The organism is Luteibacter jiangsuensis (genome assembly GCF_030812295.1).
Taxonomy (GTDB): Bacteria; Pseudomonadota; Gammaproteobacteria; order Xanthomonadales; family Rhodanobacteraceae; genus Luteibacter; species Luteibacter jiangsuensis_A.
Genome location: NZ_JAUSSK010000003.1, coordinates 1 through 22,548, shown reverse-complemented (window position 1 = coordinate 22,548; position 22,548 = coordinate 1). Strand labels below are relative to the sequence as shown.

Here is a 22,548-nt window from a genome sequence, read left to right as displayed (position 1 = left end):
CTCATTAGGGTAGCCTCCCTCCATCACCGAAGATCGAGGGATACGATGATGAACATGCGCGCCGATGCAGACGACCTGCCGGCCATCGCGCCGGAAAACGCCGACCGTTCGTTGCGGGACATGCTGTACATGCTCTCCGAGCGCATGAGGCACCTTTCCACGAGGTCGGAAGTACGCGAGTTGGCCTGCCGGGTCGCCGTGCTCGAGGAGCGCATGTCTCACACGGCCACGAAGGCCTGGGTGCTGGGTGGCGCCGTGGCCGTGCTGGTCGCCACGATGGGCGGTTTCTGGTGGATCGTGCAGCAATACCTCTCGCCGCTGCTACGCGCGGCGGGCTGAAAGGATGGCTTACGCGTAGTGCGTGGGGTCAGGCACGCCGGCCTTGGCGAAACCCTCGGCGCGCAGGCGGCAGGCATCGCAGTGCCCGCAGGCTCGACCTTCGGCATCGGCCTGGTAGCAGCTCACGGTGGCGGAGAAGTCCACGCCCAGGCGCATGCCTTCACGCACGATGTCGCCCTTGCCCATCTGCATCAGGGGCGCATGGATGCGGATTCCCGCACCTTCCACACCGGCCTTGGTGGCGACATTGGCGAGTGACTGGAACGCCTCGATGAACGCGGGGCGGCAATCCGGATATCCCGAGTAGTCCACCGCGTTGACGCCACAGAAGATGTCGTTCGATCCCAGCACCTCGGCCCAGCCGAGCGCGATCGACAGCATGATCGTGTTGCGCGCCGGCACATAGGTGACCGGAATACCTTCGCCCCCATCCTCCGGCACGTCGATGTCCGCCGTGAGGGCGGAGCCACCGATGCTGCGCAGATCGACATGCACCGTCTTGTGCACCACGGCGCCGAGCATCTTCGCGACGCGCTCGGATGCTTCCAACTCGGAGCTATGACGCTGGCCGTAGGCCACACTCAGCGCATACACCTCGAAACCCTGCTCGCGCGCCATGGCGATGGTGACGGCCGAGTCCATGCCGCCGGAAACGAGGATGACGGCCTTGCGGGAAGCGTTCGAAGCGTTCATGACATTACCTGGGAGTTCAGTGGCCCGCGGCATCGTTCCAGAGCAGCTTGTGCAACTGCAACTGGAAGCGCACCGGCAGGCGTTCGGCGAGGATCCACTCGGCGAGTTCGCGCGGTTCGACCTTCGACCACACGGGGGAGAACAGGACCATGGCCTTGCGATCGAGCGAGTGTTCCCGCACGACGTCGCGCGCCCACTCGAAGTCGGCACGGCTGGCGATCACGAACTTCACCTGGTCGTGGGCAAGCAGGTGGTCGAGGTTCGACCAGAGGTTGCGCGCGCTTTCGCCCGAGTCGGGCGCCTTGAGGTCCATGACCTTGCGCACGCGTGGGTCGACCCGGGACACGTCGAGCGCGCCGGACGTCTCCAGGGACACCTCGTAGCCGGCGTCGCAGAGCTTGCGCAACAGGACCAGGCAGCGCTTCTGCGCCAGCGGTTCGCCGCCGGTCACGCAGACGTGGTGCGCGCCATGGCTGGCGACCTCGGCCAGGATGGCATCGATGTCATGCCACTGGCCGCCATGGAACGAATACTCGGTATCGCACCAGACGCAACGCAACGGGCAACCGGTCAGGCGTACGAACACCGTCGGCCAGCCGATCGCATCGGCCTCGCCCTGCACGGAGTGGAAGATCTCGGTGATCCGCAGACGCTCCGCGACGGGCGCGGCCGGCGGGACATCCGCCGGAGTTGCGGTGCTACCGTTCATGGGATCAGTTGGCCGTCTGGCGCTGCAGGCGGCGCAGGCGTTCCTGTGCGAGGCCGGCGGCCTTGGTGCCCGGATACTTGGCGGTCACCTGCTTCAGCGTGGCGATCGCGGCATCCTGCTGCTTCAGCTCGATCTGGCAGTAGCCCACCTTGAGCAGGCCGTCGGAGACCTTGTCGCTCTGCGGATACTGCTTGACCAGGCGCTGGAAAGCCTCGATGGCCACCGGGTAGTTCATGGTCACGTAGTACGACTCGCCCAGCCAGTAGTAGGCGTTCGGCGCGAGCGGGCTGTCCGGATACTTCACGAGGAAATCGCGGAAACCGCGCGACGCGGTGACGTAGTCGCCAGCGCGCAACGACTTGAAGGCGGTGTCGTAAGCGGCTTGCTGGTCGCTGCTGGGCGGCTGACCCTGCGGCGCCGCGGAAGCGCCGGGAGCGGCTGCCGCCGCCTGCGTGGCTTGCGCGGCCGCCGGCGCGATCGCCGCCGAAGCGGGCGCGGAGGGCGTGGTGGCCGAGGCGGCAGGCGGTTGGCCCTGCGGCGCCCCACCCTTTTCAAGACGACCCAGCCGCGAATCGAGGTCCGCGTACTGTGCCTTCTGGGATTCCTGGAGTTGCTGGTTCTGGTGTTGCAGTTCCTCGATCTGGCCTTGCAACTGGGACAGCTGCTGCTGCAGATCGTTGACCTGGTTCACCAGGGAGACCGTACCGGCCTGCCCCTGCGACTGCTGCTCGAGCCGCGACACGCGGTCGGCGAGGCTGAGGCGGGTGTCCTGGGCGATGGCTGGAACGGCAAAAAGCGTGGCGGACGCAATCGCGCCCGCCACGCCAAGCCTGGCCATGGTGCTGGTAGCCAGAGTCTTCTTCATTACTTACTTCGCGGTGTAGACGATCTCGACGCGACGGTTCTTGGCCCAGCAGTCTTCGTTGTGCTCGCGGCAGGTCGGCTTTTCCTTGCCGTAGCTGGTCACGTTGACCTGGCCAGCCGAACCGCCAGCCGCCTGGAGGGCGCTGGAGACGGCATTGCCACGACGCTCGCCGAGGCCCAGGTTGTACTCACGCGTACCGCGCTCGTCGGTGTTGCCCTCGAGGGTCATGGCCGACTGCGGACGGTCCTGCAGGTACTTGGCGTGGCAAGCGATGATCTGCTGGAACTCCGGCTTGACGTCGTTCTTGTCGAAGTCGAAGTACACGACGCGCTGACGCAGGCAAGCGTCGGTGTCGAGATCGGACGGCTGGTACTTGCCGTCGCTGGTGGGAGCCGTGCTGGTGGCGACCGGCTGCTGTTCCGGCATCGGAGCCGGCTTGGTGTTCTTCTTGGAGCAGGCGGCCGCGCCCACGCACAGCAGGGCAGCCAGGGTGACGGTAACGGTCTTATTCATGGGACGTTCCTTCAACAGTTGAGTTCCGACAGTCGGTTTTCGGTTTCGGGACAGGCACCGCCGGTTGTCCGGCTGTTTTTCTACTTACATCTACGTCGACGGGGCGCTGTCCCGCACCCGGCGTCTTCGTTCCAGCGACCGCACGAGGCGGCCGCCGGTAAACCTTCCGTCCGCAGAAAAGGTGCGGCAAGGCCGCACCCTTCCCTGGACGTTGCCGATGTCGCCGCCCGCGAGGGCGCGCCATCAGCGCTGTCGATAGGGTCCCCAGGACGGTTCGCGCACGTCACCGTCCGAAAGGACGAGGCGCTGGCGCACCAGACCGTCTGCCGAAACCGCATACAGGACGCCGCGAGTACCTTGCGACGCCGCATAGAGCAGCATGCTGGCGTTGGGCGCGAAGCTGGGCGAATCGTCCACGTTACCCGGGGAAACGAAACGCACCTGCCCACCCAGGCTACGGTCCATGATGGCGATACGATACACGTTCCCGTTGCCCTGCACCATCGCAATCTGCTTGCCGTCGTAGCTGACCGAGGCGCTGGCGTTGAAGCCACCCTGGAAGGTGACGCGCTGGGCGGCACCGCCCGAAGCGGACATCTGGTAGAGCTGTGGTTTGCCCGAGCGGTCCGAGGTGAAGATGATGCTCTGGCCGTCGGGGGTGAAGGTCGGCTCGGTATCGATGGCGAAGTTGTTCGTCACGCGGGTTTCGGTACGGCTGGCAACATCGATGACGAAGATCTCCGGGTTGCCTACGTAGGACAGGCTCACCGCCAGCTTGCTGCCGTCCGGCGACCAGGCCGGGGCGCTGTTGATGCCGCGCGGGTGCGAAGCGATGAGGCTACGCGACCCGGTGGAGATGTTTTGCACATACACGGCCGAATTGCCGCTCTCGAACGAGACGTAGGCGATCTTGCTGCCGTCCGGCGACCAGGCGGGGGAAAGCAGCGACTCGCGCGAACGGGCCACGACCTGCGGGTTGTAGCCATCGGAATCGGCCACGATCAGCGAATAGGTGGTGTTGTTTCCGGTGCCGACCGCGGTGATGTACGCGATGCGGGTCCAGAAAGCGCCACGGACACCGGTGACCTTTTCGTAGATCTGGTCGGCGATCTGGTGGGCGACGCCGCGAAGGTCACCCGCCGGAGCGGTGAAGGACTGAGCCAGCAGGCTCTGCTGCTTGTTGACGTCCCACAGCTCGTATTCGACCTTGAGCATGCCGCCGCCGGCATCGTTGATCCGGCCGATGGTCAGGAAGTCCTGCTTGAGCAGGCGCCAGGTCGCGAACTTGATGTCCGAACCCTGCGATGGGGTCTCGACGATGTCGGCCTTGTCCAGCGAGCGGAATTTGCCTGACCGGTTGAAATCGGCCCGAATGACGTCGGCCACGTCCGTCGGCAAGGGCGCACCCCCCGCCTGGGCGAAGGGGACGACCGCGATGGGCGTCGCCGTCTTGAGGCCGCCGACGATGTCCACGTTGAGCGACTGGGCGGCGGCCGGACCGGCCACGAAGACGGCAAGCGCGACCAGGAGGATGGCGAGGCGGGAAAGCATTCTGCGCATGGGCGGATTCATTGCGACCTGGGAATGGGAGACGGCGGCGAAATGTTAACGCGAAGGTCACTTGCTGCGTGACCGGATTCTGAACCGGTTCGTCCCGGCCTTCGCCGGGACGGGGCGCGCTACATCATTGCGGCCTGAACGTGAACGTTAGGTTGCGCTGGAACACGTCCTCGAAACCCTGGTAGGGCAACGGCTGGGCGCGCAGCACGGCATTTTCGATGGATGCCCGGCCAGCGGCATCGTAGGGGCAGCTGGAATCGACCTTGGCGCTGAGCACCTGGCCACCGGGTACCTGGACGATGTGCACCTGGCAGGACGCGTTGGGCATGTTGTCCGGGCGCAGCCAGTTACTCGTCACCGTGTTCTGGATCGCGGCCAGGTACTGGCCCAGCTTGCCGGTGTCGCGGCCGTTGGTACCGGATTGCTTCTGGTCCGCCGGCGGCAGGTCCGGCAGGCCGTCGTCCTTGGCGTTCTGCAGATCCTTCAATTGCTGCTCGGCCTGCTTCTTCGTGGTGTCGGCCTTCTTGGTCTGCGCCTTCGCCGCGTCGAGCTGCTTGAAGATGTCGTCGATCTCCTTCTGCTTCTCTTTCTTCTTCTGCTCCTGCTCGGCGTCGAGTTCGGCTTGGCGCTGGCGCTGCTTTTCCTCCTGCAGGCGCTTGGCGTCCTCGGCCTTCTGCACCGCGTCGTCGACGACCTTTTCCTGGTCCTTCAGGTCGGGCTGCTTCGGCGGCGGCGGGAGGGTTTCGACCTTGGGCTTCTCAGGCTGCGGCGGAGGCGGCGTCGGCACCACCGGGGGAGGCGGCGTCGTGTCCGGGGTCGGCTTCACCTTGGTGGCCTTGGGCGGCGGGCTGCCCGTGGGGCCGACGAGGGTGGCCTCGATGATCTGGCCGGGCAGTTCCAGCGGAGCCGGGCATTTCAGCGGGTTCCATTCCGCGGGCACGCCCAGGGCCTCGGCCCACTTCTCGTAGTCCGAGCACGGAATGACCGCGAGGCCCAGGAAGGCCACGATGCCGATGTGCAGGAGCGCGGCGAGGAAGACCGCGCGGGGCGTGCCGTTACGGTTTTCCATTCTGCGCCGACTGCGGCTGGCTCATCAGGCCGATCTTGGAGACGCCGGCCTCCTGGAGGATCGGGAGGATCGAATAAACCTTGCCATAGCCCACGCGCTGGTCGCCCGCGACCAGGACCTGGAGTTCCGGATTGGCGTTATGGAAGGCCGTGATCTTTGTCCTGAACTCGTCGGCGCTCACCGGTTCGCGCTTGGCGCCGTTGGCCGTCAGGTAGATCTGCCCGGCCTCGTCGACCGACACCACGATCGGGTCTTTCTTGTCCTGCAGGGACTTGGCGTTGGTCTGCGGGAGCTGGATGTCCACGCCGAGGTTCATCATGGGCGTGGTGACCATGAAGATGATCAGCAACACGAGCATCACGTCGATGTAGGGCACGACGTTGATCTCGGATTTCAGCTTCCGCTTGTGCCGGCGGTAGACGTTGCGCATGGCCATCGTTCCGGCTCAGACCGTTTCGTCGGAGTGGATCTGACGCTGCAGCACGGACGAGAACTCTTCCTGGAATACCTCGTACCGCGACGCGATGCGCTCCACCTTGTTGGCGTAGCGGTTGTACGCCCACACGGCCGGAATCGCGGCGAACAGGCCCATCGCGGTGGCGATCAGCGCCTCGGAAATGTGCGGGGCGACGACCGAGATGGTCACGTCCTTCATCTCGCCCAGGCCCTGGAAGGCGCCCATGATGCCCCAGACCGTGCCGAACAGGCCCACGTAGGGGCTGATCGAACCGACGTTGGCCAGGAACTCGAGGTTCTGCTCCAGCTTGCCGATCTCGCGGGTGCCGGCCACGCGCATGGCACGCTCGGCGCCTTCCATCACGCGGTTGGAGTCGGTCACGCGGCGCTGGCGCTGGCGGGCGAACTCGCGGAAGCCGGCCTCGAAGACGTTCTCGATGCCGTGCTGCCCGTCGCGGTTGCCCACCTCACGGAACAGGGCCGCCAGGTCGGCACCGGACCAGAAGCGGTCCTCGAAGGTCTCGGCGTTGTCGTGGGCGGTCTTCAGCTGGCTGTACTTGCGGATGATGATCACCCACGACAGGAACGAGAACACCAGCAAGAGGAGCATCACCAGTTGCACGGGCAGGCTCGCTTCCGAGACCAGCTTGAAAATGTTCAGTCCACCGTTCATCGCTTGAAGGCTCTCCGCCGGGTATCTGGGGCTTAGGTAAAGGGGAATTCGGGGGGAAACAGATCCGCCGGGATCTGTGCCGGACGCATCGTGTCGAGGTTCACGCACGCGGCGCGCACCTTGGCGCGCACCAGCGGCACATCCCCCCGCACGATCTCCTGATCGAACAGCATACTGGCTGAACGGCGTTCTTTGATCGCTACCGTCACCAGGAGTTCATCATCCAGACGGGCCGGCCGGTGGAAATCCAGGTGCATGTCGCGGACCACGAAGCCGAGCCCGGTCGCCTCACGCAGGGCGACCTGGTCGATGCCCTGGGCACGCAGCCATTCCGTCCTGGCTCGCTCCATGAAGCGGACGTAGTTGGCGTGATACACCACGCCACCGGCGTCGGTATCTTCCCAGTAGATGCGGACGGGCCAGCGGAACGGGTTCATGCGTCGCCCGGGAACAGGTCCGGCGTGGCCACCTGGCGCGGCGGCGGGGTCAGCCCGAGGTGCCGCCAGGCCTTGGCCGAGGCCATGCGGCCACGGGCGGTACGGATCAGGTAGCCCTGCTGGATCAGGTAGGGTTCGACCACGTCCTCGAGGGTGCCGCGATCCTCGCTGAGCGCGGCCGCCAGCGACTCCACCCCGACCGGACCGCCGTCGAAGCTCTCGATGATCGTGCTGAGCAACCGCCGGTCGAGGTCGTCGAAACCCTCGGCGTCCACCTTGAGCATATCGGTGGCCGCGCGGGCCAGCTCATGGGTGATCCGGCCATCGCCGCGCACCTCGGCGAAATCGCGTACCCGGCGCAAGAGCCGGTTGGCGATACGCGGCGTGCCGCGCGAGCGGCGGGCGATCTCGATGGCACCGTCCAGCTCGCAGTCGATATTGAAGATCCGTGCGGCGCGACGGACGATCGCCGTCAGCTCGTCGACGCTATAGAACTCCAGGCGCTGGATGATGCCGAAACGGTCGCGCAGCGGACCGGTGAGCAAGCCCGCCCGGGTGGTCGCGCCGATCAGCGTGAAGGGTGGCAGGTCGAGCTTGATCGACCGGGCGGCCGGTCCTTCGCCGATCATGATGTCGATCTGGAAGTCTTCCATCGCCGGGTAGAGCACTTCCTCCACCACGGGTGAAAGGCGGTGGATCTCGTCCACGAAGAGGACGTCGTTGGCTTCCAGGTTGGTGAGCAGGGCGGCCAGGTCGCCCGCCCGCTCCAAAACCGGGCCCGACGTGGAGCGCACGTTGACGCCCAATTCGTTGGCGATGACGTGCGAGAGCGTGGTCTTGCCCAGGCCGGGGGGGCCGAAGATCAGAACGTGATCCAGCGCCCCGCCCCGCCGCCGCGCGGCCTCGATATAGATGGACATCTGCTCGCGTACCGTCTGCTGGCCGAGATATTCGGCCAGGCGCTTCGGACGGATGCTGGCTTCCAGCGCCTCGTCGTCCATGGCGGCGGCAGCGGAAATGATGCGGTGCTCTGACATGGGCGCATTATGGCAGGTCTTGGGCGTGGGGCAGCCCTAGGGCCACCCCGCACCCGACTCCACCGTCAGCCGCCCAAGCTGCGCGCAAGAGCCAGCAAGGCCTCTTGGTTCGCCTTCACCGCATTGGGATCGAGGGGCTGAAGATCCAGACGGAAAGCCGTATTGTCCGTGACCCAATCGAGCGAAACGAGGGTTTTACCACGGCGCTCCCGCTTTGTCTGGACGGACCCTGGACTGCCGTTGACATCCGCATTGACCCATTCCTTGATGAGAGTGATCGAACCACCACTCTCGCGATATTCGGATTCCTCCAACTGAACATAGCCCAGGCCAGCCACTTCCCAGGATCGTGAGACGCCTGTCCACCGACCATCGAGAAGTCCGCCGCCTGTTGTAGCCTCCACGAGCCGCACGTTTTGGAGAATCGTTCCTTTCACCGAAATCGGCTCGTAGCGCAAATGCGGCCGAATGGATGCCAACGACTGATATGGCCTGTCAGATGGAGCCATGCGACTACGGCTTTTCAGCGCCATGCGACTCGCCTTCCGGAGGTCCGGCACCTCACCTTGTCGCGCAATCCCCACGCCATTCACCTTCTGCTCGGCAAGCTCTTGTCTGACTTGTTGTGCCAGGGGGCCGACGAAAGGCGACTCGTCGAGAGGAACGATGTGCGGACCAGGGGCCCCATGCATGCGACTCATGTCGAACCCTTCGGCCCGTGCTCGTTCCACCTCACTCGCGGGTATGCCGGATTTGACGACAAACGAATCTGAAAGAACGTTTTCCGTCGCGTGTGTCGCCGGAACGAGGCGCCACGTGCAAAGGGCGAGCGCAATGGCACATCTTGCTGTTCGCATGTTCTACCTCCTCCTATGCCCGTGATTCGGACACAGGCAAGGCTAAAGAGGTGCCGCAACTGCAACGACCAGTGCATATCGACAGGTGACGAGCGGAACCTCCTTGACGAATTGCGGGCACGCCCTCGCAGTACATAAGCTCCTTACGTTTCCCAACGGAAGGTAACGTTAGGGGCCGCAGGCATTTCCGAGACTTACCCGATGTCCAGCTCGCCCGACAACCCACCGCGTCGTTCGGAGGGGCGGCGTCGGGTGCCATTCTCAGAGCGATTCCGCGGGAGGTGCAGGCCGAAGATCTCGACCCGCGCTCGGGCTCAACAACAGTCTCCTGGGGATCTGGAAGAACGCTATCGCCAGCAGCGTGGGCCTACAAGTCGTGGTGGGCAGGATCGACTGCACCTCCGCCGGTCGTGCCTTTAATTTGCTGAAGCCCATTCGGGCAGCACCTTGAAGGAGCATGCATGAAGGCTCAGATAGTGACCGCCGCCGTCCTCGCTGTTACAGCGACTGACGCGAACGCGCTTATCAAATCGATCAGCCGGGCGAATTGTGTCGCCGGCGTGATCAACGAATCCGTCACATACGACAGGCCAAACCTGGATAGCCATTGGATGACGACGTTCAGTACGCATGTGGGCTTCGGCGCCGTAGGCGGCCACACGCGCTCGGCACCGAAGGCGTACACCTGGCGATCGTACGCAGGCGACCGTTTCGACTCTTCCAAAAACACCGTCACGGGAACACACCTCTTCGTCGACGAATTTGGACTCAGACGCTACCAGCAGACCATCGCGACAGACTGTAACCTGGGGGAGTGGTGAAATGACTCACAAAAAAATTCGATACGTCACTTTGCCGCTGGTTTGCGTTGCCGGATTTGCGACGATGGCGCATGGAACTGCCGATACGTCCCGCGACGTGAGGCTACCAGCGCTTTCGAGAGCACAGGTTCAGCAGACCCTTGAGCAGGGAGTCGACATCAGCAAGGTCAATACCGCTCCTGGACTTCATGTCGTGCCTCTCAGCGAATCATGGAGCACACCCGACCAGGCCGAGATAGAGCGCAAACAGATCGAACAGCAGAGAAGCCGGGGGTTCTATTCGGCGGAAGCCGGCGAGGTTGTAGACGTGCGGGGCCGAATGAAAGCCGCGGCAACTGAACGTGGGAAAATGCCCAGGCACGACAGGGCTTTTCGTTCGTTGAACGATGTCCGGAAGGATCTTCTGGTCAATCCCGCAGAGTTGGGAACGTCTGAACTGTCGTCAGCGACGTTGATGGAAGTCCGTCTTGGCGGAAGCTACGTCAATGGGAAATGGACCGGTCTTGCCCGGACATTTGAAGTGCCCGGCCTCGGCCTCATCGTGCTCAATGAAACGGATCACGCAGCCGGCAACGAGTCCGTCACTCTGATTCGGGAGTGGATGAACATCGACGTCAATGGACAATCAGGCACAACCAAGACCGCACGCGATGCATCAGGACGCACACTGGTGACCGTCGGATGGGTCAACGAGCGCAAGATCTATTCGATGCGCCTGCAACCCCTGCACCCCGAGGCCCATGAAGCAAATCAGGCCAGGCTACTCGAGATTGCGCGCAACCTTATCGAGACTTGATTCTTCGCAAGCCAATGTGGTGATGAAATAGCGGCGCCATGCTGGCACCGCCCATCAAGTCGGCCCCGGCGACACGTTCGCGGCCGAACGTCAAATCTCGACCTGCACGCCCAGCTCGATTAGCCGATCGCCGGAGCGATCAACGAATCTGTCACGTACGACAGGCCCGGCTTCGACAGCTATTGGATGACGACAATCAGTCAGCACGTTGGCTTCGGTTCTGTAGGCGGCCACGCCGTCTCCGCAAGAAAAAGCTTCACATGGCGATCGTACGCGGGCGACCGTTTCGATTCTTCCAGAAACACAGTAACCGGAACGCATCTTTTTACAGATAGACGGGGTCGCAATCTTTATACGCAGACCGTCGCCACGGACTGCAACCTGGGAAAATGGTGATATGACCCATAGGAAAACACTTTGCTTCGTTCTGCCCGTCGCCTGTCTTATCAGCAGCACGGCTTCAGGCCAGAGCACAACCGATTTGCTGCCGGTGACGCCGCCGACGTTCTCGCGCGTACAAATCGACGCGGCGCTCGACGCCGGCGTCGACTTGCGCAAGGTCGACACGACGCCGGGGCTCCACACGGTCCCACTGAGCGAAACGTGGAGCACTCCGGAACAGGCGAGGGAGATACGAAAGCACATCGATGAACAGCGGAGTCGTGGCTATTATTCGGCGGAAAACGACAAGATTCCCGACCTGCGAGCAGCGATGAGAGCCGCCGCCAACCAGCGCCGACACGTTCCTCGCCACGACCGGACCTTCCACTCCCTGACTGAAATCCAGGACGACATCCTGGTCAAGCCAATCAATCTCGGAACATCCGCGCTGTCGTCGGCCAGGCTGCTGGAAGTGCGCCTTGGTGGGAACCACCTCAAGGGGAAGTGGACGGGTCTCGCCAGGACGTTCGAAGTCGCCGACCTCGGCCTTGTCATACTCGACGAGAGAGATCATGCCGCAAGTAAGGACTCCGTCACGGTGGTCCAGGAGTGGGTGAACACCGACGTGCACGGGCAGCAGGGCAGCATGAGGACCACACGCAGCGCGTCCGGACGCACCCTCGTCTCCGTCAGCTGGGAGAATCAGCGCAAGCTCTACTCGCTCGAGCTGCAACCTCTTCGCCCTGAGGCAGGCGAGGCCAATCAGGCCCGCCTTCTGGAGATCGCGCGGAAGCTCGTGGAGGCCTGACCACCGCGGTGCATCGCCGCGAAGGGTGCTTTTTGCGAGCACCCTTCGCGCGCCGACAGCACTTCCGCCAGAGCTAGATTTCCACCTGCGCGCCCAACTCGATCAACCGGTTGCCCGGGATCTGGAAGAACGCCGTCGCCGGCATCGCGTTGCGCGCGAGGAAGGCGAACAACTTGTCGCGCCAAAGCGCCATGCCGGGGCGGCGGGCGTCGGCCACGATGGTTTCGCGGGACAGGAAGAACGTGGTGTCCATCATGTCGAAGTCGAGGCCCAGCGAACTCGCGCGGGATAGCGACAAGGGGATGTTCGGATCCTCGGCGAAGCCATAGCGCAGCTGGAGGCCGTAGAAGCCGTTGCCGTACTCGATCACTTCCATGCGTTCTTCGTAGTCCGCCACGGGCGTCTCGAGCATTTCCACCGTCAGCAGGACATTGCGCTCGTGCAGCACCTTGTTGTGCTTCAGGTTGTGCAGCATGGCGTGCGGCACGGAGTTCTGGTTCGCCGTGAGGAACACGGCGGTGCCGGGAACGATGAGCGGTGGATGATCGGCGATGTTGGCGACGAAGGGTTCGAGGGCCAGGCCGGATTGCTTGATCTCTCGGACCACGAGCTCCCTGCCCCGCCGCCACGTCGTCATCATGGTGAAGATCACCACGCCCAGCACCAGGGGGAACCAGCCGCCATGGGCGATCTTCAGCGCGTTCGCGCCGAAGAATGCCACGTCGACGATCAGGAAGATCACGCCCACGGTGATGACGGCGGACCAGTGCCAATGCCAACGGCGGCGGGCGACGACCAGCGCCAGCAGGGTCGTCATCGTCATCGTGCCGGTCACGGCGATGCCGTATGCCGCACCGAGGTTGTTCGACGAACGGAAGCCGATCACCGCGAGGAAGACCAGCACCAGCAACATGCGATTCACCCAGGGCACGAAGATCTGCCCGGACATCTCGTGCGAGGTATGCACCACCGCCATGCGCGGCGAGTAACCCAGCGACATCGCCTCGCGGGTCATCGAGAACGCGCCGGAGATCACCGCCTGCGAGGCGATGATGGCGGACATCGTCGCCAGCGCGACCATGGGATAGAGCCAGTCCTCCGGCACCATCTTGTAGAAGGGGTTCTCGATCGCGGCCTGGTCGTGCAGCAGCAGCGCGCCCTGTCCGAAATAGTTGATCAACAGCGCCGGCAGCACGAAGGTGAACCAGGCCAGGCGGATCGGCTTCTTGCCGAAGTGCCCCATGTCCGCATACAGGGCTTCGGCGCCGGTCAGCGCCAGCACCACGCCGCCCAGGGCGATGAAGGCCTGCTTGCCATGCTCGAGGAAGAACGTCACCGCGTACCACGGGTTCAGTGCGACCAGCACCTGGGGATGGGCCACGAGCTGGCGCAGGCCCAGGCCGGCGAGCACCAGGAACCAGACCACCATCACCGGCGCGAAGGCCTTGCCGACGAAATTGGTGCCGTGCCGCTGCACCGCGAAGAGGATGATGATGATGACCAGGCAGATGGGCAGCACGTAGGTGTCGAGCTGCGGCGCGGCGACTTCCAGGCCTTCGACGGCCGACAGCACCGAGATCGCGGGCGTGATGACGCCATCGCCATAGAACAGCGAGGCACCGAAGATGCCGATCGCCGCAAGCACCCAGCGGGCCCTCGGCGAGCCGCTGACGCTGCGCTGGGCCAGGGCCATCAGCGCCATGATGCCGCCCTCGCCCTTGTTGTCCGCACGCATCACGAAGGTCACGTATTTCAACGACACCACCATGATCAGCGACCAGAAGATCAGCGAGAGGACGCCGAGCACCGCCGTTGGATGCGGCGTCATGCCGTGCGTTCCCAGGGTCTCCTTCATGGCGTACAGCGGACTGGTGCCGATGTCGCCGAAGACGATGCCGATGGCGCCCAGCGCCAGGGCGCCGATGCGGCGGCCGTGGGCGTGCTGGATATCTTCGGCGGGGTTTTCCGTTTTCACTCTCAACCTCCGAGCGCCGCTCGCAGCGCCTTGCGGATGATGGCCTCGGCGGAATCGCCTTCGGCGGCGGCTTTTTGAACGAGCCGGGACGCTTCCACCGGCTTGTAGCCGAGTTGTTGCAGGGCGACGGTGGCTTCGCCGACCGGATCGGCCGGCACAGCCTCGCCCAGCGTACTGACGGGCAGGCGCACGCCCACCGCGTCCACGCGATCGCGCAGCTCCACGACCATGCGCTCGGCGGTCTTCTTGCCGATGCCCGGGATCTTGGTGAGGGCCACTACATCACCCGCATGGACCAGCCGCGACAGCTCGTCGGTGGCCACGCCGGAAAGCACGGCCAGCGCGATCTTCGCGCCGATACCGCTTACCTTGAGCAGATTGCGGAACATGGCCCGCTCGGCTTCGCGCAGGAAGCCGTAGAGGGCCACGCCGTCTTCCTTCACCGCGTAATGGGTGAGCAGGATCACTTCCTTGCCCGTGCCGGGCAGGTCGTAGATGGTCGACATGGGTGCATCGACCTCGTAGCCGACGCCTCCCACTTCGATGAGGAGCGACGGAGGCTGCTTGCTCACCAGGGTGCCGCGCAGGCGACCGATCATCGGCGACGTCTCCATGCCGTGCGGGGGATGCCCACGCGCTCGATACTGGAACGTGTATGTGCGTGGGCGATGGCGATCGCCAGCGCGTCGGCGGCGTCCGCCTGCAGCGGACCCTTGATGCCGAGGATGATCCCGATCATGTGCTGGACCTGGGTCTTGTCGGCGCGGCCGGTACCGACCACCGCCTGTTTCACTTCGGTCGCGGCGTACTCGTGCACGGCGATTCCCTGGCTGACCACGGCACATACGGCGGCGCCGCGTGCCTGGCCGAGCTTGAGGGCCGAGTCCGCGTTGCGCGCCATGAACACACGCTCGATCGCGGCTTCCGCCGGACCGTGCGTGCCGATGATGCCGCAGAGCTCGTCAAATATGCGTTTCAGGCGGAGCGGGAAGCTCGCCTCCCCGCCTATCACCAGGGCGCCATGCCAGACATGGGTGAGCGCGCCGGTGTCCGACACGTCGATGACGCCGACGCCGGTACGCTGGCTACCCGGATCGATGCCGAGGATGCGGATCATGGCAGCGATGCTACGCGCAAGACGGGAACGGGCCGGTAAGGCCTCAAGCCTCGTCCGCGTCGTGGGCCGGGAGGACGGCGTTGTGGTAGACCTCGTCCACGTCGTCGAGCGCGTTCAGGCGCTCGAGCAGCTTTTCGAACTGTTCCAGGGCCTCGCCGGTGGGCGTGACCAGTGGACCGTTCGGCCGCATCACCACGTCGGAACCCTCGACCTCGAAGCCGGCCGCGACCAGCGCCTTGCGCATGGCCTCGACAGCGATGGGATCGGACGCCAGCAGCACCGTGCCGACGCCGTTCTCGATGACGATGTCTTCGGCGTTGTTCTCGATCGCCGCTTCTTCCAGCTTCGACTCGACATCGGCATCACCGCCGGTATGCACGACGACCTGGCCCACGCGGGTGAACTGGAAGGCCACCGAATTGGTGGTGCCCATGTTGCCGCCGAGTTTGTTGAGCGCCGCGCGCACGTCGGCCACCGTGCGGACCTGGTTGTCCGTCACGCAATCGACGATCAGCGCGGTACCCGCCGGGCCGTAGCCTTCGTAGCGGATCTCGTGCATGTCGGCGCCGCCCTCGGCACCCGAGCCGCGCTTGATGGCGCGCTCGATGGTGTCCTTGGTCATGTTCGCCGCGAGCGCCTTGTCGACGGCGGCGCGCAGGCGCGGATTCCCGTTGGGATCGGGCACGCCGCCACGCGTGGCGATGGTGATTTCGCGGATCAGCTTGGTGAACACCTTGGCGCGCTTGGCGTCTTCGGCGTTCTTGCGACCTTCGATGGACGGGCCTCTACCCATGTTCGATTCCTGGACTTACCGGACGGACGAGGGCGCGATTCTAACGGAAGTGCGCTCCGGACGGGTCAATCGTCGAACCGGCCATCGCGCAGGAAGGCCACCACCTGGCGGGCGACATCGGCCGATACGAGCATGCCGGTATGGCTGGTTTCCAATACGCAATGGTCGGTGAGGCCGGGGAGCCGGGTTTCCTCCACGCCCACCGAACCGTCGTGCTCGGCACCCAGCTCGCCTACGAAAGCGCCCAGGCCGACCGGCATCCTTCCGGCGATCATGCCGACCTCGCGGCGCCCATCCCAGCGGTCGAGGCCATGCTCGAGCAGTTCCCTGGAGCGGCCCAGCAGCATGTCGCCGCCCCAGCGGTGGGTGAGCCCCCGCGCGGCACCGCTGCCGTTGAGGGGGGAACCCAGGCAGACGATGCGGCCGTCCGGCAGGTCGTCGTCGCGGCAGGCCAGCAGGGCCAGGATGCCGCCGAGGCTGTGCCCCACGACATGTACCGGGCCTGGGCCGAGGGCGCGGATGCGCTTGCGCAGCCGCGCGATCGCCTGCTCCGGCGGCGCGGCGACGCTCATGTATTCGAACTGGTGAACCCGGAAGCCTTCCTCGCGCAACCGCCGATGCAGCATCGCCATGGCGAACCCACGCATCCACAGGCCGTGCAACAGCAGGACCTCGGGAGGCGGGAGAGTCATCGGCGCGTTCAGGATCAGGCCTTCAACGGCTCCGCGGCGGCGACGCGGACGTGCAGTTCCTTCAACTGCGGTTCGGACACCGGCGAGGGGGCATCGGTCATGAGATCCTGTGCGCTGGTGGTCTTCGGGAAGGCGATGACGTCACGGATCGATTCCGTGCCGGCCATGAGCGCCGCGATGCGGTCGATGCCGAAGGCCAGGCCGCCGTGGGGTGGCGCACCCATGCGCAGCGCCTTGAGCAGGAAGCCGAACTTGGCCTCCGCCTCGGCCGCACCGATGCCGAGCAAGTCGAATACCGCGCTCTGCATCTCCGGACGGTGGATACGAATCGAGCCGCCACCGATTTCATTGCCGTTGAGCACCATGTCGTAGCCGCGGCTGACCGCGTTGGCCGCGTTGGCGCGCAGGTCGGCGATATCGTCGACCTTCGGCGCGGTGAACGGATGGTGGAGCGCGACGAAGCGCTTTTCTTCCTCGTCGTACTCGAACATCGGGAAATCCGTGACCCACAGCGGCTTCCATGTGTTCTCGACCAGGCCACGGTCGCGGCCCAGCTTGATGCGCAGCGCGCCCATGAAGTCGGTGACCGTCTTCCAGGCGCCGGCGCCGAAGAAGACGATGTCGCCCGTGGCGGCACCGGTGAGCTTCAGCACCTGCTCCAGCGCGGCGTCGTCCAGGAACTTCGCCACCGGGGAATTGATGCCTTCGCGACCCTTGCCGAGATCGTCGACCTTCAGCCAGGCCAGGCCCTTCGCGCCGTATTTGGCGGCGTAATCGGTGAGGCCGTCGATCTCCTTGCGCGACAGGACGGCGGCGCCCGGCACGCGCAACGCGGCGACGCGGCCGGCGGGATCGTTGGCCGGTCCGGAGAACACCTTGAACTCCACGTGCTTCACGGCCTCCGCGATGTCGACCAGCTCCAGCGGAATGCGCAGGTCGGGCTTGTCGGAACCGAAGCGGCGCATCGCCTCTTCATAGGTCATGCGCGGGAAGACGGCGTCGAGCTCCACATGACGCACTTCGCGGAACACGTGACGGATCAGGTTCTCGACGAAATCCTGGACATCGCGCTCTTCGACGAAGGCGAACTCGAGGTCGAGCTGGGTGAACTCCGGCTGGCGGTCGGCGCGCAGGTCCTCGTCGCGGAAGCAGCGGGCGATCTGATAGTAGCGGTCGAAACCGGCCATCATCAGGATCTGCTTGAACAGCTGCGGCGATTGCGGCAGCGCATAGAACTGGCCTGGATGCACGCGGCTCGGCACCAGGTAGTCACGCGCACCTTCCGGCGTGGCCTTGGTGAGGATCGGTGTCTCGATGTCCTGGAAGCCGGCGGCGTCGAGATAACGGCGCAACTCGCGCACCAGCGCGGTGCGCGTGCGCATCATCTTCTGCATCTCGGGGCGGCGCAGGTCGAGGTAGCGGTAGGTCATCCGCATGTCCTCGTTCGGCGACTCGTGCAGCGCGAACGGCAGGTCGCGAGCGGCGTTGAGGATCTCGACCTTGTCGGCGATCAACTCGACCGTGCCGGTCTTGAGCTTGTCGTTGGCCGACAGGCGCTTGCGGATCTGGCCGGTGACGCGGACGACGAATTCGTAACCCAGCTCACCGGCGACGGCGAACGCCGCCGCGTTATCGCGCTCGATCACCACCTGGGCGATACCCTCGTGGTCGCGCAGGTCGACGAAGGCCACGTGGCTCTGCAGACGAAGCGTGTCCACCCAGCCGCAAAGGGTGACGTCCTGGCCGATCAGCGACTCGTCGATGAGTCCGCAATAATGGGTGCGCATGCGCTTGAAGCTCCGGCTACCGCGAAGGCGGTCAATAGCGTGGGAAAAGACCCCGGATCGTAACACGAGCCGGGGTCCCTCAAGCGCGGGCGAAGGCCTTAGCGGCCGATGTCGAACTTGCCGCGGCAGCCGCGATCGGCCCAGATGCCGTCACGGGTGAAGCCATAGCTGTAGCCCTCGCGGCAGTCGCTCTTGGAGGTCTGTTCGACCAGGCGGGCGCCCCGTCCGATCGGCCAGTGGCAGAAGACGCGCTTGTTGTCTTCACTGTCACAGGAAACGATCTGGCCACCCCCGCCGTAACCCGGGCGTCCACCGCCACCCCAGCCCGGACGGTCGTCGTCGTGCCAGCCCGGGCGTCCGCCGCCCCAGCCACCGGCTTCCTGGAAAATTCCCCGGCATCCATCGTCGACCCACAGGCCACCACGATCCATGTCCCAGGTGCGGCCACGGATGCAGGCGGTCTGGGAGTCCTGGCGAACCAGGCGCGCATCGCGCCACGGCACCCGGCAGTAGGAACGGCGACCGTTGTCGCTGTAGCAATTGACCGTGTCGCCACCGCGCTGGGCGTGCGCCACGTGCGGGGTCAACGAGAACCCCGCGCCGAGCGCGAGCATGGCGACCAGTCCAAGGATGCGTTTCATACCTACCTCCGATGTGTGTGACGCAAAATTATCGGAGGGATCCGCAACGATGTTTGAACGGGTCGTAAGAAAACGCCGCGCCACGGCGTAAAGATGCGCCCGGGCGACTGGCCGACCGGCAGCGCCCTTGCCTCAGCCGCCCGACGGTTTCGCGTCTGCCGACGGGGTGGCGGCGGGAGCCGGAGCGGGTGCAGGCGCAGACGCCGCCCCGGCAGGGGCCCCGGAAGAACCTTCGACCAGGTTCCGCTTTTTATCGCCGTCCTTCTTGAAGTCGGTTTCGTACCAGCCGCCGCCGGCAAGGCGGAACTGCGGGGCACTCAACAGTCGGCCGACCCGGGGTTCGCCGCAGCTGGGGCAGGCGGAAGGGTCGGCATCGACGATCTTCTGCAGACGTTCGAAGCGGTGGCCACAGGCCTGGCACTGGAATTCGTAGATGGGCATGGGGCGGGTCTCTCGGTATCAGGCCGGCATTATCGGGGTGGAGGCCGGTTTTTCAATTCCTGGTGACGCTTATCGCCGACAAATTCGGCTCCCACCAGAAGCTCGCCCGGCCTCATTCCCATGCCTGATGGGAGCCGACTCTGTCGGCGTTTCAACCCGCGGAAGCACCTGAGACATTTTGCATTGCACCAAAATGGCTGGAAAAGCCAGTTCCATGCCAAGTCCGTAAAAACACGGCCTAGCACACCGTCATTTCCCCACGATGGCGCATTCATGACGAATGTGTTGACGCGTCGCAGCAAGCATGCCTAGCGTCATCCCAACGCGGCTTCCAACCGCGTCCGCGGGGCACTCCCGCTCCGCGTGCCGTAGCTCGCCTTGGGGACCATCGATGACGACAGGTAAGACCCTACGACGCAAGCCGTCGGCCAGCCTCTGGCTACCCGCCCTCGGCCTCATGATCGTGACGCCCGGCCACGCCCAGGATGCGGCGCCGCCACCGGATACCAAGGAGGCCCGACAACTCGATCAGGTGGTGGTGACCGGCACGCGCAGCACCACGCGCACCGAGGCGAACTCGCTCTCGCCCATCGACGTGCTGTCGCCGAAGGATCTCACATCGACGGGAAGCACCGATCTCGCAACGGCCCTGGGCCGCCTGCTGCCCTCGCTCGATTTCCCGCGCCCGGCGATCAACGACGGTAACGACGCCGTGCGGCCGGCCAGCCTGCGCGGACTCTCACCCGATGCGACGCTCGTGCTCGTGGACGGCAAGCGTTACCACACGTCCGCCCTGGTCAACTACAACAACTCCGTAGGTCGCGGCGCGGCACCAGCCGATCTCAACTCGATCCCGATTTCCGCGATCGACCACATCGAGGTTCTCCGTGACGGTGCCGCGGCGCAATACGGCTCCGATGCCATCGCCGGTGTCATCAACATCGTGCTGAAGCACGGCGCGGGGCCGGGCAAGAATTCCATCAACGCCAACTACGGCATCATGGACAAGGGCGATGGCGAGACCAACGGCATCGATGGCTCGGTCGGTATCGACCTTGGCGGCAAGGGCGCCGACGCGAAAGGCTGGCTGCGCCTGGCCTGGAGCTACCAGAACTCGATGAATACGAACCGCGCCTCGCCGGTGAGCCTGTTCACGCCGGAAGAAGCCGCCGACGGCAACGTCGCCCACCAGCGCTACGGCGATCCGGCGGTGAAGACCTATCAGGCGCTGACCAACTTCCAGTACGAGCTGGCGCGCAATGTCGACCTCTACGGCTACCTCAGCCTGAGCCGCCGCGACGTCACCTCGAACGGCTATTACCGCGGCGCGACCAACGCGCGCAACGTGCCAGAGCTGTACCCCGACGGATTCCTCCCGCAGATCGTCAACCACACCAACGACTCCACCGCCGTGCTCGGCGTGAAGGGCGTGACCGATGGCGGATGGCGCTGGGATGCGTCGGGCAACTACGGCATCAACGACCTCGTCTTCGACGTGCAGAACAGCGTCAACACCAACCTGTTCTATTCCACCGGCGCGTCGCCCACGTACTTCAATGCCGGAACGTTCAAGAATTCGCAGGCGTTGGCGAACGTCGATATCGGCAAGGACTTCAGCGTGGGCTGGCTGCCCAATCCGCTCACCCTCGCCTTCGGTGCCGAATACCGCAAGGAGAAATACCAGATCGACGCCGGCGATCCGGAGTCCTACTACTTCAACCAGGGCACCTTGATTCCCGGCACCGATACGCCTTACGCGGGTGGCGCGCAGGTCTTCCCCGGACTCTCGCCCGCCGCCGCGGGCAGCTTCACGCGGCACAGCGAAGCGGCCTACGTCGACCTCGAGACCGACGTCACGGACAAGTTTTCCGCCGGCGTCGCCGGCCGCTACGAGCACTACAGCGACGCGGGCTCGACGCGCTCGGGCAAGCTGTCGGCGCGCTACCAGTTCACGCCCACGTTCGCCTTGCGCGGCACGATCTCGAACGGATTCCGCGCGCCGTCGCTCGCGCAGCAGAATTACCAGTCGGTGGTGACGATCATCGATCCCAGCACAGGACAGCTCGCACAGACGGGGACCTACCGCACGTCCGATCCCGCGGCCATCGCACTCGGTTCCAAACCGTTGAAACCGGAGAAATCCGCCAACTACGGCATCGGTGCCGTGTGGGAGCCGACCGCCGACTTCAGCGCCACGCTCGACATCTACCAGATCCGCATCTGGAACCAGATCCTCTACTCCGACACCATCAGCCTCACCGATCCGCTACTCGCGGCGTACTTCAACAGCGTGGTGCCGGGCCAGCAGGTGACCGCGGTGCAGTACTTCGCCAACTCCGCCACCACGCGCACGCGCGGCGCGGACCTCGTGCTGAACTACCGCATCCCGACGACGGCGTTCGGCCAGTTCAACCTGTTGGCCAGTGGCAACTACAACAAAGTGAAGGTGCTCTCGGTGGGCGAGACGCCGGCCGTGCTCCAGGCCAATTCATCCGGACCGATCGAACTGTTCGGCCGTTCGAGCCAGGGCATCCTGACCAAGGCCACGCCGCGCACGAAATTCCTGTTCGGGGCGGACTGGACGCTCGACGGGTTCAACGCGCACGCGGACCTGACCCGCTATGGCTCCGTCACCCGGGTGAATACCGATCCGAGCACCGACCAGGTCTTTCCCGCACGTTGGCTGTTGAACCTCTCCGGCGGCTACACGATCGACCAGTGGAATTTCACCCTCGGCGTGGACAATGTCACCAACCAGTATCCACAGCGGGTGAAACCGACCAATAGCGGCGAGGACTATTTCAGCGGGCTGCAGTATTCGGCGCTGTCGCCCTTCGGATTCAACGGGCGGTATTACTACGCCAAGGTGGGGTTCCGGTTCTGACGGACGTGTGGCGGGAGGGGAGAGCATCGCCGACAGGTCGGCTCCCACAAGGCGCGAAGCATCGTCGACAGGGTCGGGGGGCCCCCCCCCCCCCCCCCGGGGGGGGGGGCGCGCCCCCGGGACGATATATAGCCCCCGCCCCCCGACCGATTTTGGGGAGCGGAAAAAACCAAACCCGCGGCCCCGCCCGGCAGGACCCGTCCT

The 22,548-nt window shown here is 64.9% G+C and carries 24 protein-coding genes; 5 read left to right on the top strand and 19 right to left on the bottom strand.

From position 1 onward, the window contains the following. The first annotated feature begins 54 nt into the window (after positions 1 to 54). The gene (locus J2T07_RS10175; RefSeq protein WP_306849589.1) at positions 55 to 339 is read left to right on the top strand and encodes a hypothetical protein; all 285 of its coding nucleotides are present in this window, start codon (positions 55 to 57) and stop codon (positions 337 to 339) included. Between the two features lie 9 nt (positions 340 to 348). Here the strand turns inward: J2T07_RS10175 and queC are convergent, their stop codons facing one another. The 11 genes from queC to J2T07_RS10120 form a co-directional block, all read right to left on the bottom strand. Continuing rightward, positions 349 to 1,032 carry a 7-cyano-7-deazaguanine synthase QueC gene (gene queC / locus J2T07_RS10170; protein ID WP_306849588.1) on the bottom strand — a complete coding sequence of 228 codons (684 nt, stop codon included), beginning with the start codon at positions 1,030 to 1,032 and terminating at the stop codon, positions 349 to 351. A 16-nt stretch (positions 1,033 to 1,048) separates the two neighbouring features. Then, positions 1,049 to 1,741 (bottom strand): 7-carboxy-7-deazaguanine synthase QueE, encoded by a 693-nt coding sequence (gene queE, locus J2T07_RS10165; protein WP_306849587.1) that lies wholly within the window; start codon positions 1,739 to 1,741, stop codon positions 1,049 to 1,051. A gap of 4 nt (positions 1,742 to 1,745) precedes the next feature. After that, a complete protein-coding gene (gene ybgF, locus J2T07_RS10160) occupies positions 1,746 to 2,606 on the bottom strand; it encodes a tol-pal system protein YbgF (RefSeq protein ID WP_306849586.1) in 861 nt (286 codons plus the stop codon). A 3-nt stretch (positions 2,607 to 2,609) separates the two neighbouring features. Then, entirely contained in the window at positions 2,610 to 3,119 is a 510-nt protein-coding gene (pal, locus tag J2T07_RS10155; RefSeq protein ID WP_306849584.1) for a peptidoglycan-associated lipoprotein Pal, read from the bottom strand. Positions 3,120 to 3,362: 243 nt separating this feature from the next. Next, positions 3,363 to 4,670, bottom strand: a complete 1,308-nt coding sequence (tolB, locus tag J2T07_RS10150) for a Tol-Pal system beta propeller repeat protein TolB (protein WP_306850671.1) — start codon at positions 4,668 to 4,670, stop codon at positions 3,363 to 3,365. 133 nt (positions 4,671 to 4,803) lie between these two features. Then, positions 4,804 to 5,748 carry a cell envelope integrity protein TolA gene (locus tag J2T07_RS10145; RefSeq protein WP_306849583.1) on the bottom strand — a complete coding sequence of 315 codons (945 nt, stop codon included), beginning with the start codon at positions 5,746 to 5,748 and terminating at the stop codon, positions 4,804 to 4,806. Continuing rightward, positions 5,735 to 6,178, bottom strand: coding sequence for a protein TolR (gene tolR / locus J2T07_RS10140; RefSeq protein ID WP_306849581.1), 444 nt, complete (start codon positions 6,176 to 6,178; stop codon positions 5,735 to 5,737). The genes J2T07_RS10145 and tolR overlap by 14 nt, the downstream gene beginning before the upstream one ends. Positions 6,179 to 6,193: 15 nt before the next feature. After that, on the bottom strand, positions 6,194 to 6,877 hold the full coding sequence (gene tolQ, locus J2T07_RS10135) for a protein TolQ (RefSeq protein ID WP_306849579.1): 684 nt from the start codon (positions 6,875 to 6,877) through the stop codon (positions 6,194 to 6,196). A 32-nt stretch (positions 6,878 to 6,909) separates the two neighbouring features. Then, positions 6,910 to 7,314 carry a tol-pal system-associated acyl-CoA thioesterase gene (ybgC, locus tag J2T07_RS10130; protein ID WP_306849577.1) on the bottom strand — a complete coding sequence of 135 codons (405 nt, stop codon included), beginning with the start codon at positions 7,312 to 7,314 and terminating at the stop codon, positions 6,910 to 6,912. Continuing rightward, complete coding sequence (gene ruvB / locus J2T07_RS10125) at positions 7,311 to 8,351, bottom strand: Holliday junction branch migration DNA helicase RuvB (protein WP_306849574.1); 1,041 nt, start codon at positions 8,349 to 8,351, stop codon at positions 7,311 to 7,313. The genes ybgC and ruvB overlap by 4 nt, the downstream gene beginning before the upstream one ends. A gap of 65 nt (positions 8,352 to 8,416) precedes the next feature. Then, positions 8,417 to 9,208 (bottom strand): hypothetical protein, encoded by a 792-nt coding sequence (locus tag J2T07_RS10120; protein WP_306849572.1) that lies wholly within the window; start codon positions 9,206 to 9,208, stop codon positions 8,417 to 8,419. Positions 9,209 to 9,669: 461 nt separating this feature from the next. Here J2T07_RS10120 and J2T07_RS10115 point away from each other — a divergent pair, with 461 nt between their 5' ends. The 3 genes from J2T07_RS10115 (at position 9,670) to J2T07_RS10105 (ending at position 12,014) form a co-directional block, all read left to right on the top strand. Then, positions 9,670 to 10,029, top strand: a complete 360-nt coding sequence (locus tag J2T07_RS10115; RefSeq protein WP_306849570.1) for a hypothetical protein — start codon at positions 9,670 to 9,672, stop codon at positions 10,027 to 10,029. A 1-nt stretch (position 10,030) separates the two neighbouring features. Beyond that, a complete protein-coding gene (locus J2T07_RS10110; protein WP_306849568.1) occupies positions 10,031 to 10,825 on the top strand; it encodes a hypothetical protein in 795 nt (264 codons plus the stop codon). 397 nt (positions 10,826 to 11,222) lie between these two features. Further along, positions 11,223 to 12,014 carry a hypothetical protein gene (locus J2T07_RS10105; RefSeq protein ID WP_306849566.1) on the top strand — a complete coding sequence of 264 codons (792 nt, stop codon included), beginning with the start codon at positions 11,223 to 11,225 and terminating at the stop codon, positions 12,012 to 12,014. Positions 12,015 to 12,087: 73 nt separating this feature from the next. Here the strand turns inward: J2T07_RS10105 and J2T07_RS10100 are convergent, their stop codons facing one another. From J2T07_RS10100 to J2T07_RS10065, 8 genes are all read right to left on the bottom strand, one after another. Continuing rightward, on the bottom strand, positions 12,088 to 13,989 hold the full coding sequence (locus J2T07_RS10100) for a potassium transporter Kup (protein WP_306849564.1): 1,902 nt from the start codon (positions 13,987 to 13,989) through the stop codon (positions 12,088 to 12,090). A 2-nt stretch (positions 13,990 to 13,991) separates the two neighbouring features. After that, complete coding sequence (gene ruvA / locus J2T07_RS10095) at positions 13,992 to 14,588, bottom strand: Holliday junction branch migration protein RuvA (protein WP_306849562.1); 597 nt, start codon at positions 14,586 to 14,588, stop codon at positions 13,992 to 13,994. Next, the gene (gene ruvC / locus J2T07_RS10090) at positions 14,585 to 15,106 is read right to left on the bottom strand and encodes a crossover junction endodeoxyribonuclease RuvC (RefSeq protein WP_306849560.1); all 522 of its coding nucleotides are present in this window, start codon (positions 15,104 to 15,106) and stop codon (positions 14,585 to 14,587) included. The genes ruvA and ruvC overlap by 4 nt, the downstream gene beginning before the upstream one ends. A 43-nt stretch (positions 15,107 to 15,149) precedes the next feature. Further along, positions 15,150 to 15,899 (bottom strand): YebC/PmpR family DNA-binding transcriptional regulator, encoded by a 750-nt coding sequence (locus J2T07_RS10085; RefSeq protein ID WP_306849557.1) that lies wholly within the window; start codon positions 15,897 to 15,899, stop codon positions 15,150 to 15,152. A 65-nt stretch (positions 15,900 to 15,964) separates the two neighbouring features. Beyond that, positions 15,965 to 16,591, bottom strand: a complete 627-nt coding sequence (locus J2T07_RS10080; RefSeq protein WP_306849555.1) for an alpha/beta fold hydrolase — start codon at positions 16,589 to 16,591, stop codon at positions 15,965 to 15,967. A 14-nt stretch (positions 16,592 to 16,605) separates the two neighbouring features. After that, the gene (aspS, locus tag J2T07_RS10075; RefSeq protein ID WP_306849553.1) at positions 16,606 to 18,378 is read right to left on the bottom strand and encodes an aspartate--tRNA ligase; all 1,773 of its coding nucleotides are present in this window, start codon (positions 18,376 to 18,378) and stop codon (positions 16,606 to 16,608) included. A gap of 98 nt (positions 18,379 to 18,476) precedes the next feature. Then, on the bottom strand, positions 18,477 to 19,019 hold the full coding sequence (locus J2T07_RS10070) for a DUF3011 domain-containing protein (protein WP_430539343.1): 543 nt from the start codon (positions 19,017 to 19,019) through the stop codon (positions 18,477 to 18,479). A gap of 132 nt (positions 19,020 to 19,151) precedes the next feature. After that, entirely contained in the window at positions 19,152 to 19,460 is a 309-nt protein-coding gene (locus J2T07_RS10065) for an FmdB family zinc ribbon protein (protein WP_306849549.1), read from the bottom strand. A 457-nt stretch (positions 19,461 to 19,917) separates the two neighbouring features. On the opposite strand from J2T07_RS10065, the gene J2T07_RS10060 reads away from it, so the two are divergent. Then, on the top strand, positions 19,918 to 22,344 hold the full coding sequence (locus tag J2T07_RS10060; RefSeq protein ID WP_306850670.1) for a TonB-dependent receptor plug domain-containing protein: 2,427 nt from the start codon (positions 19,918 to 19,920) through the stop codon (positions 22,342 to 22,344). Positions 22,345 to 22,548: the final 204 nt, after the last annotated feature.

Bases quoted from the DNA above. Each gene is read 5' to 3' on its own strand.
- queC (WP_306849588.1), bottom strand. From the start codon at position 1,032: ATGAACGCTTCGAACGCTTCCCGCAAGGCCGTCATCCTCGTTTCCGGC.
- tolR (WP_306849581.1), bottom strand. From the start codon at position 6,178: ATGCGCAACGTCTACCGCCGGCACAAGCGGAAGCTGAAATCCGAGATC.
- J2T07_RS10120 (WP_306849572.1), bottom strand. From the start codon at position 9,208: ATGCGAACAGCAAGATGTGCCATTGCGCTCGCCCTTTGCACGTGGCGC.
- ruvA (WP_306849562.1), bottom strand. From the start codon at position 14,588: ATGATCGGTCGCCTGCGCGGCACCCTGGTGAGCAAGCAGCCTCCGTCG.
- J2T07_RS10115 (WP_306849570.1), top strand. From the start codon at position 9,670: ATGAAGGCTCAGATAGTGACCGCCGCCGTCCTCGCTGTTACAGCGACT.
- ybgF (WP_306849586.1), bottom strand. From the start codon at position 2,606: ATGAAGAAGACTCTGGCTACCAGCACCATGGCCAGGCTTGGCGTGGCG.
- J2T07_RS10070 (WP_430539343.1), bottom strand. From the start codon at position 19,019: ATGAAACGCATCCTTGGACTGGTCGCCATGCTCGCGCTCGGCGCGGGG.
- J2T07_RS10085 (WP_306849557.1), bottom strand. From the start codon at position 15,899: ATGGGTAGAGGCCCGTCCATCGAAGGTCGCAAGAACGCCGAAGACGCC.
- J2T07_RS10145 (WP_306849583.1), bottom strand. From the start codon at position 5,748: ATGGAAAACCGTAACGGCACGCCCCGCGCGGTCTTCCTCGCCGCGCTC.
- J2T07_RS10175 (WP_306849589.1), top strand. From the start codon at position 55: ATGCGCGCCGATGCAGACGACCTGCCGGCCATCGCGCCGGAAAACGCC.
- ruvC (WP_306849560.1), bottom strand. From the start codon at position 15,106: ATGATCCGCATCCTCGGCATCGATCCGGGTAGCCAGCGTACCGGCGTC.
- queE (WP_306849587.1), bottom strand. From the start codon at position 1,741: ATGAACGGTAGCACCGCAACTCCGGCGGATGTCCCGCCGGCCGCGCCC.
- tolQ (WP_306849579.1), bottom strand. From the start codon at position 6,877: ATGAACGGTGGACTGAACATTTTCAAGCTGGTCTCGGAAGCGAGCCTG.
- J2T07_RS10110 (WP_306849568.1), top strand. From the start codon at position 10,031: ATGACTCACAAAAAAATTCGATACGTCACTTTGCCGCTGGTTTGCGTT.
- aspS (WP_306849553.1), bottom strand. From the start codon at position 18,378: ATGCGCACCCATTATTGCGGACTCATCGACGAGTCGCTGATCGGCCAG.
- pal (WP_306849584.1), bottom strand. From the start codon at position 3,119: ATGAATAAGACCGTTACCGTCACCCTGGCTGCCCTGCTGTGCGTGGGC.
- J2T07_RS10105 (WP_306849566.1), top strand. From the start codon at position 11,223: ATGACCCATAGGAAAACACTTTGCTTCGTTCTGCCCGTCGCCTGTCTT.
- J2T07_RS10080 (WP_306849555.1), bottom strand. From the start codon at position 16,591: ATGACTCTCCCGCCTCCCGAGGTCCTGCTGTTGCACGGCCTGTGGATG.
- J2T07_RS10065 (WP_306849549.1), bottom strand. From the start codon at position 19,460: ATGCCCATCTACGAATTCCAGTGCCAGGCCTGTGGCCACCGCTTCGAA.
- J2T07_RS10060 (WP_306850670.1), top strand. From the start codon at position 19,918: ATGATCGTGACGCCCGGCCACGCCCAGGATGCGGCGCCGCCACCGGAT.
- ybgC (WP_306849577.1), bottom strand. From the start codon at position 7,314: ATGAACCCGTTCCGCTGGCCCGTCCGCATCTACTGGGAAGATACCGAC.
- ruvB (WP_306849574.1), bottom strand. From the start codon at position 8,351: ATGTCAGAGCACCGCATCATTTCCGCTGCCGCCGCCATGGACGACGAG.
- tolB (WP_306850671.1), bottom strand. From the start codon at position 4,670: ATGCTTTCCCGCCTCGCCATCCTCCTGGTCGCGCTTGCCGTCTTCGTG.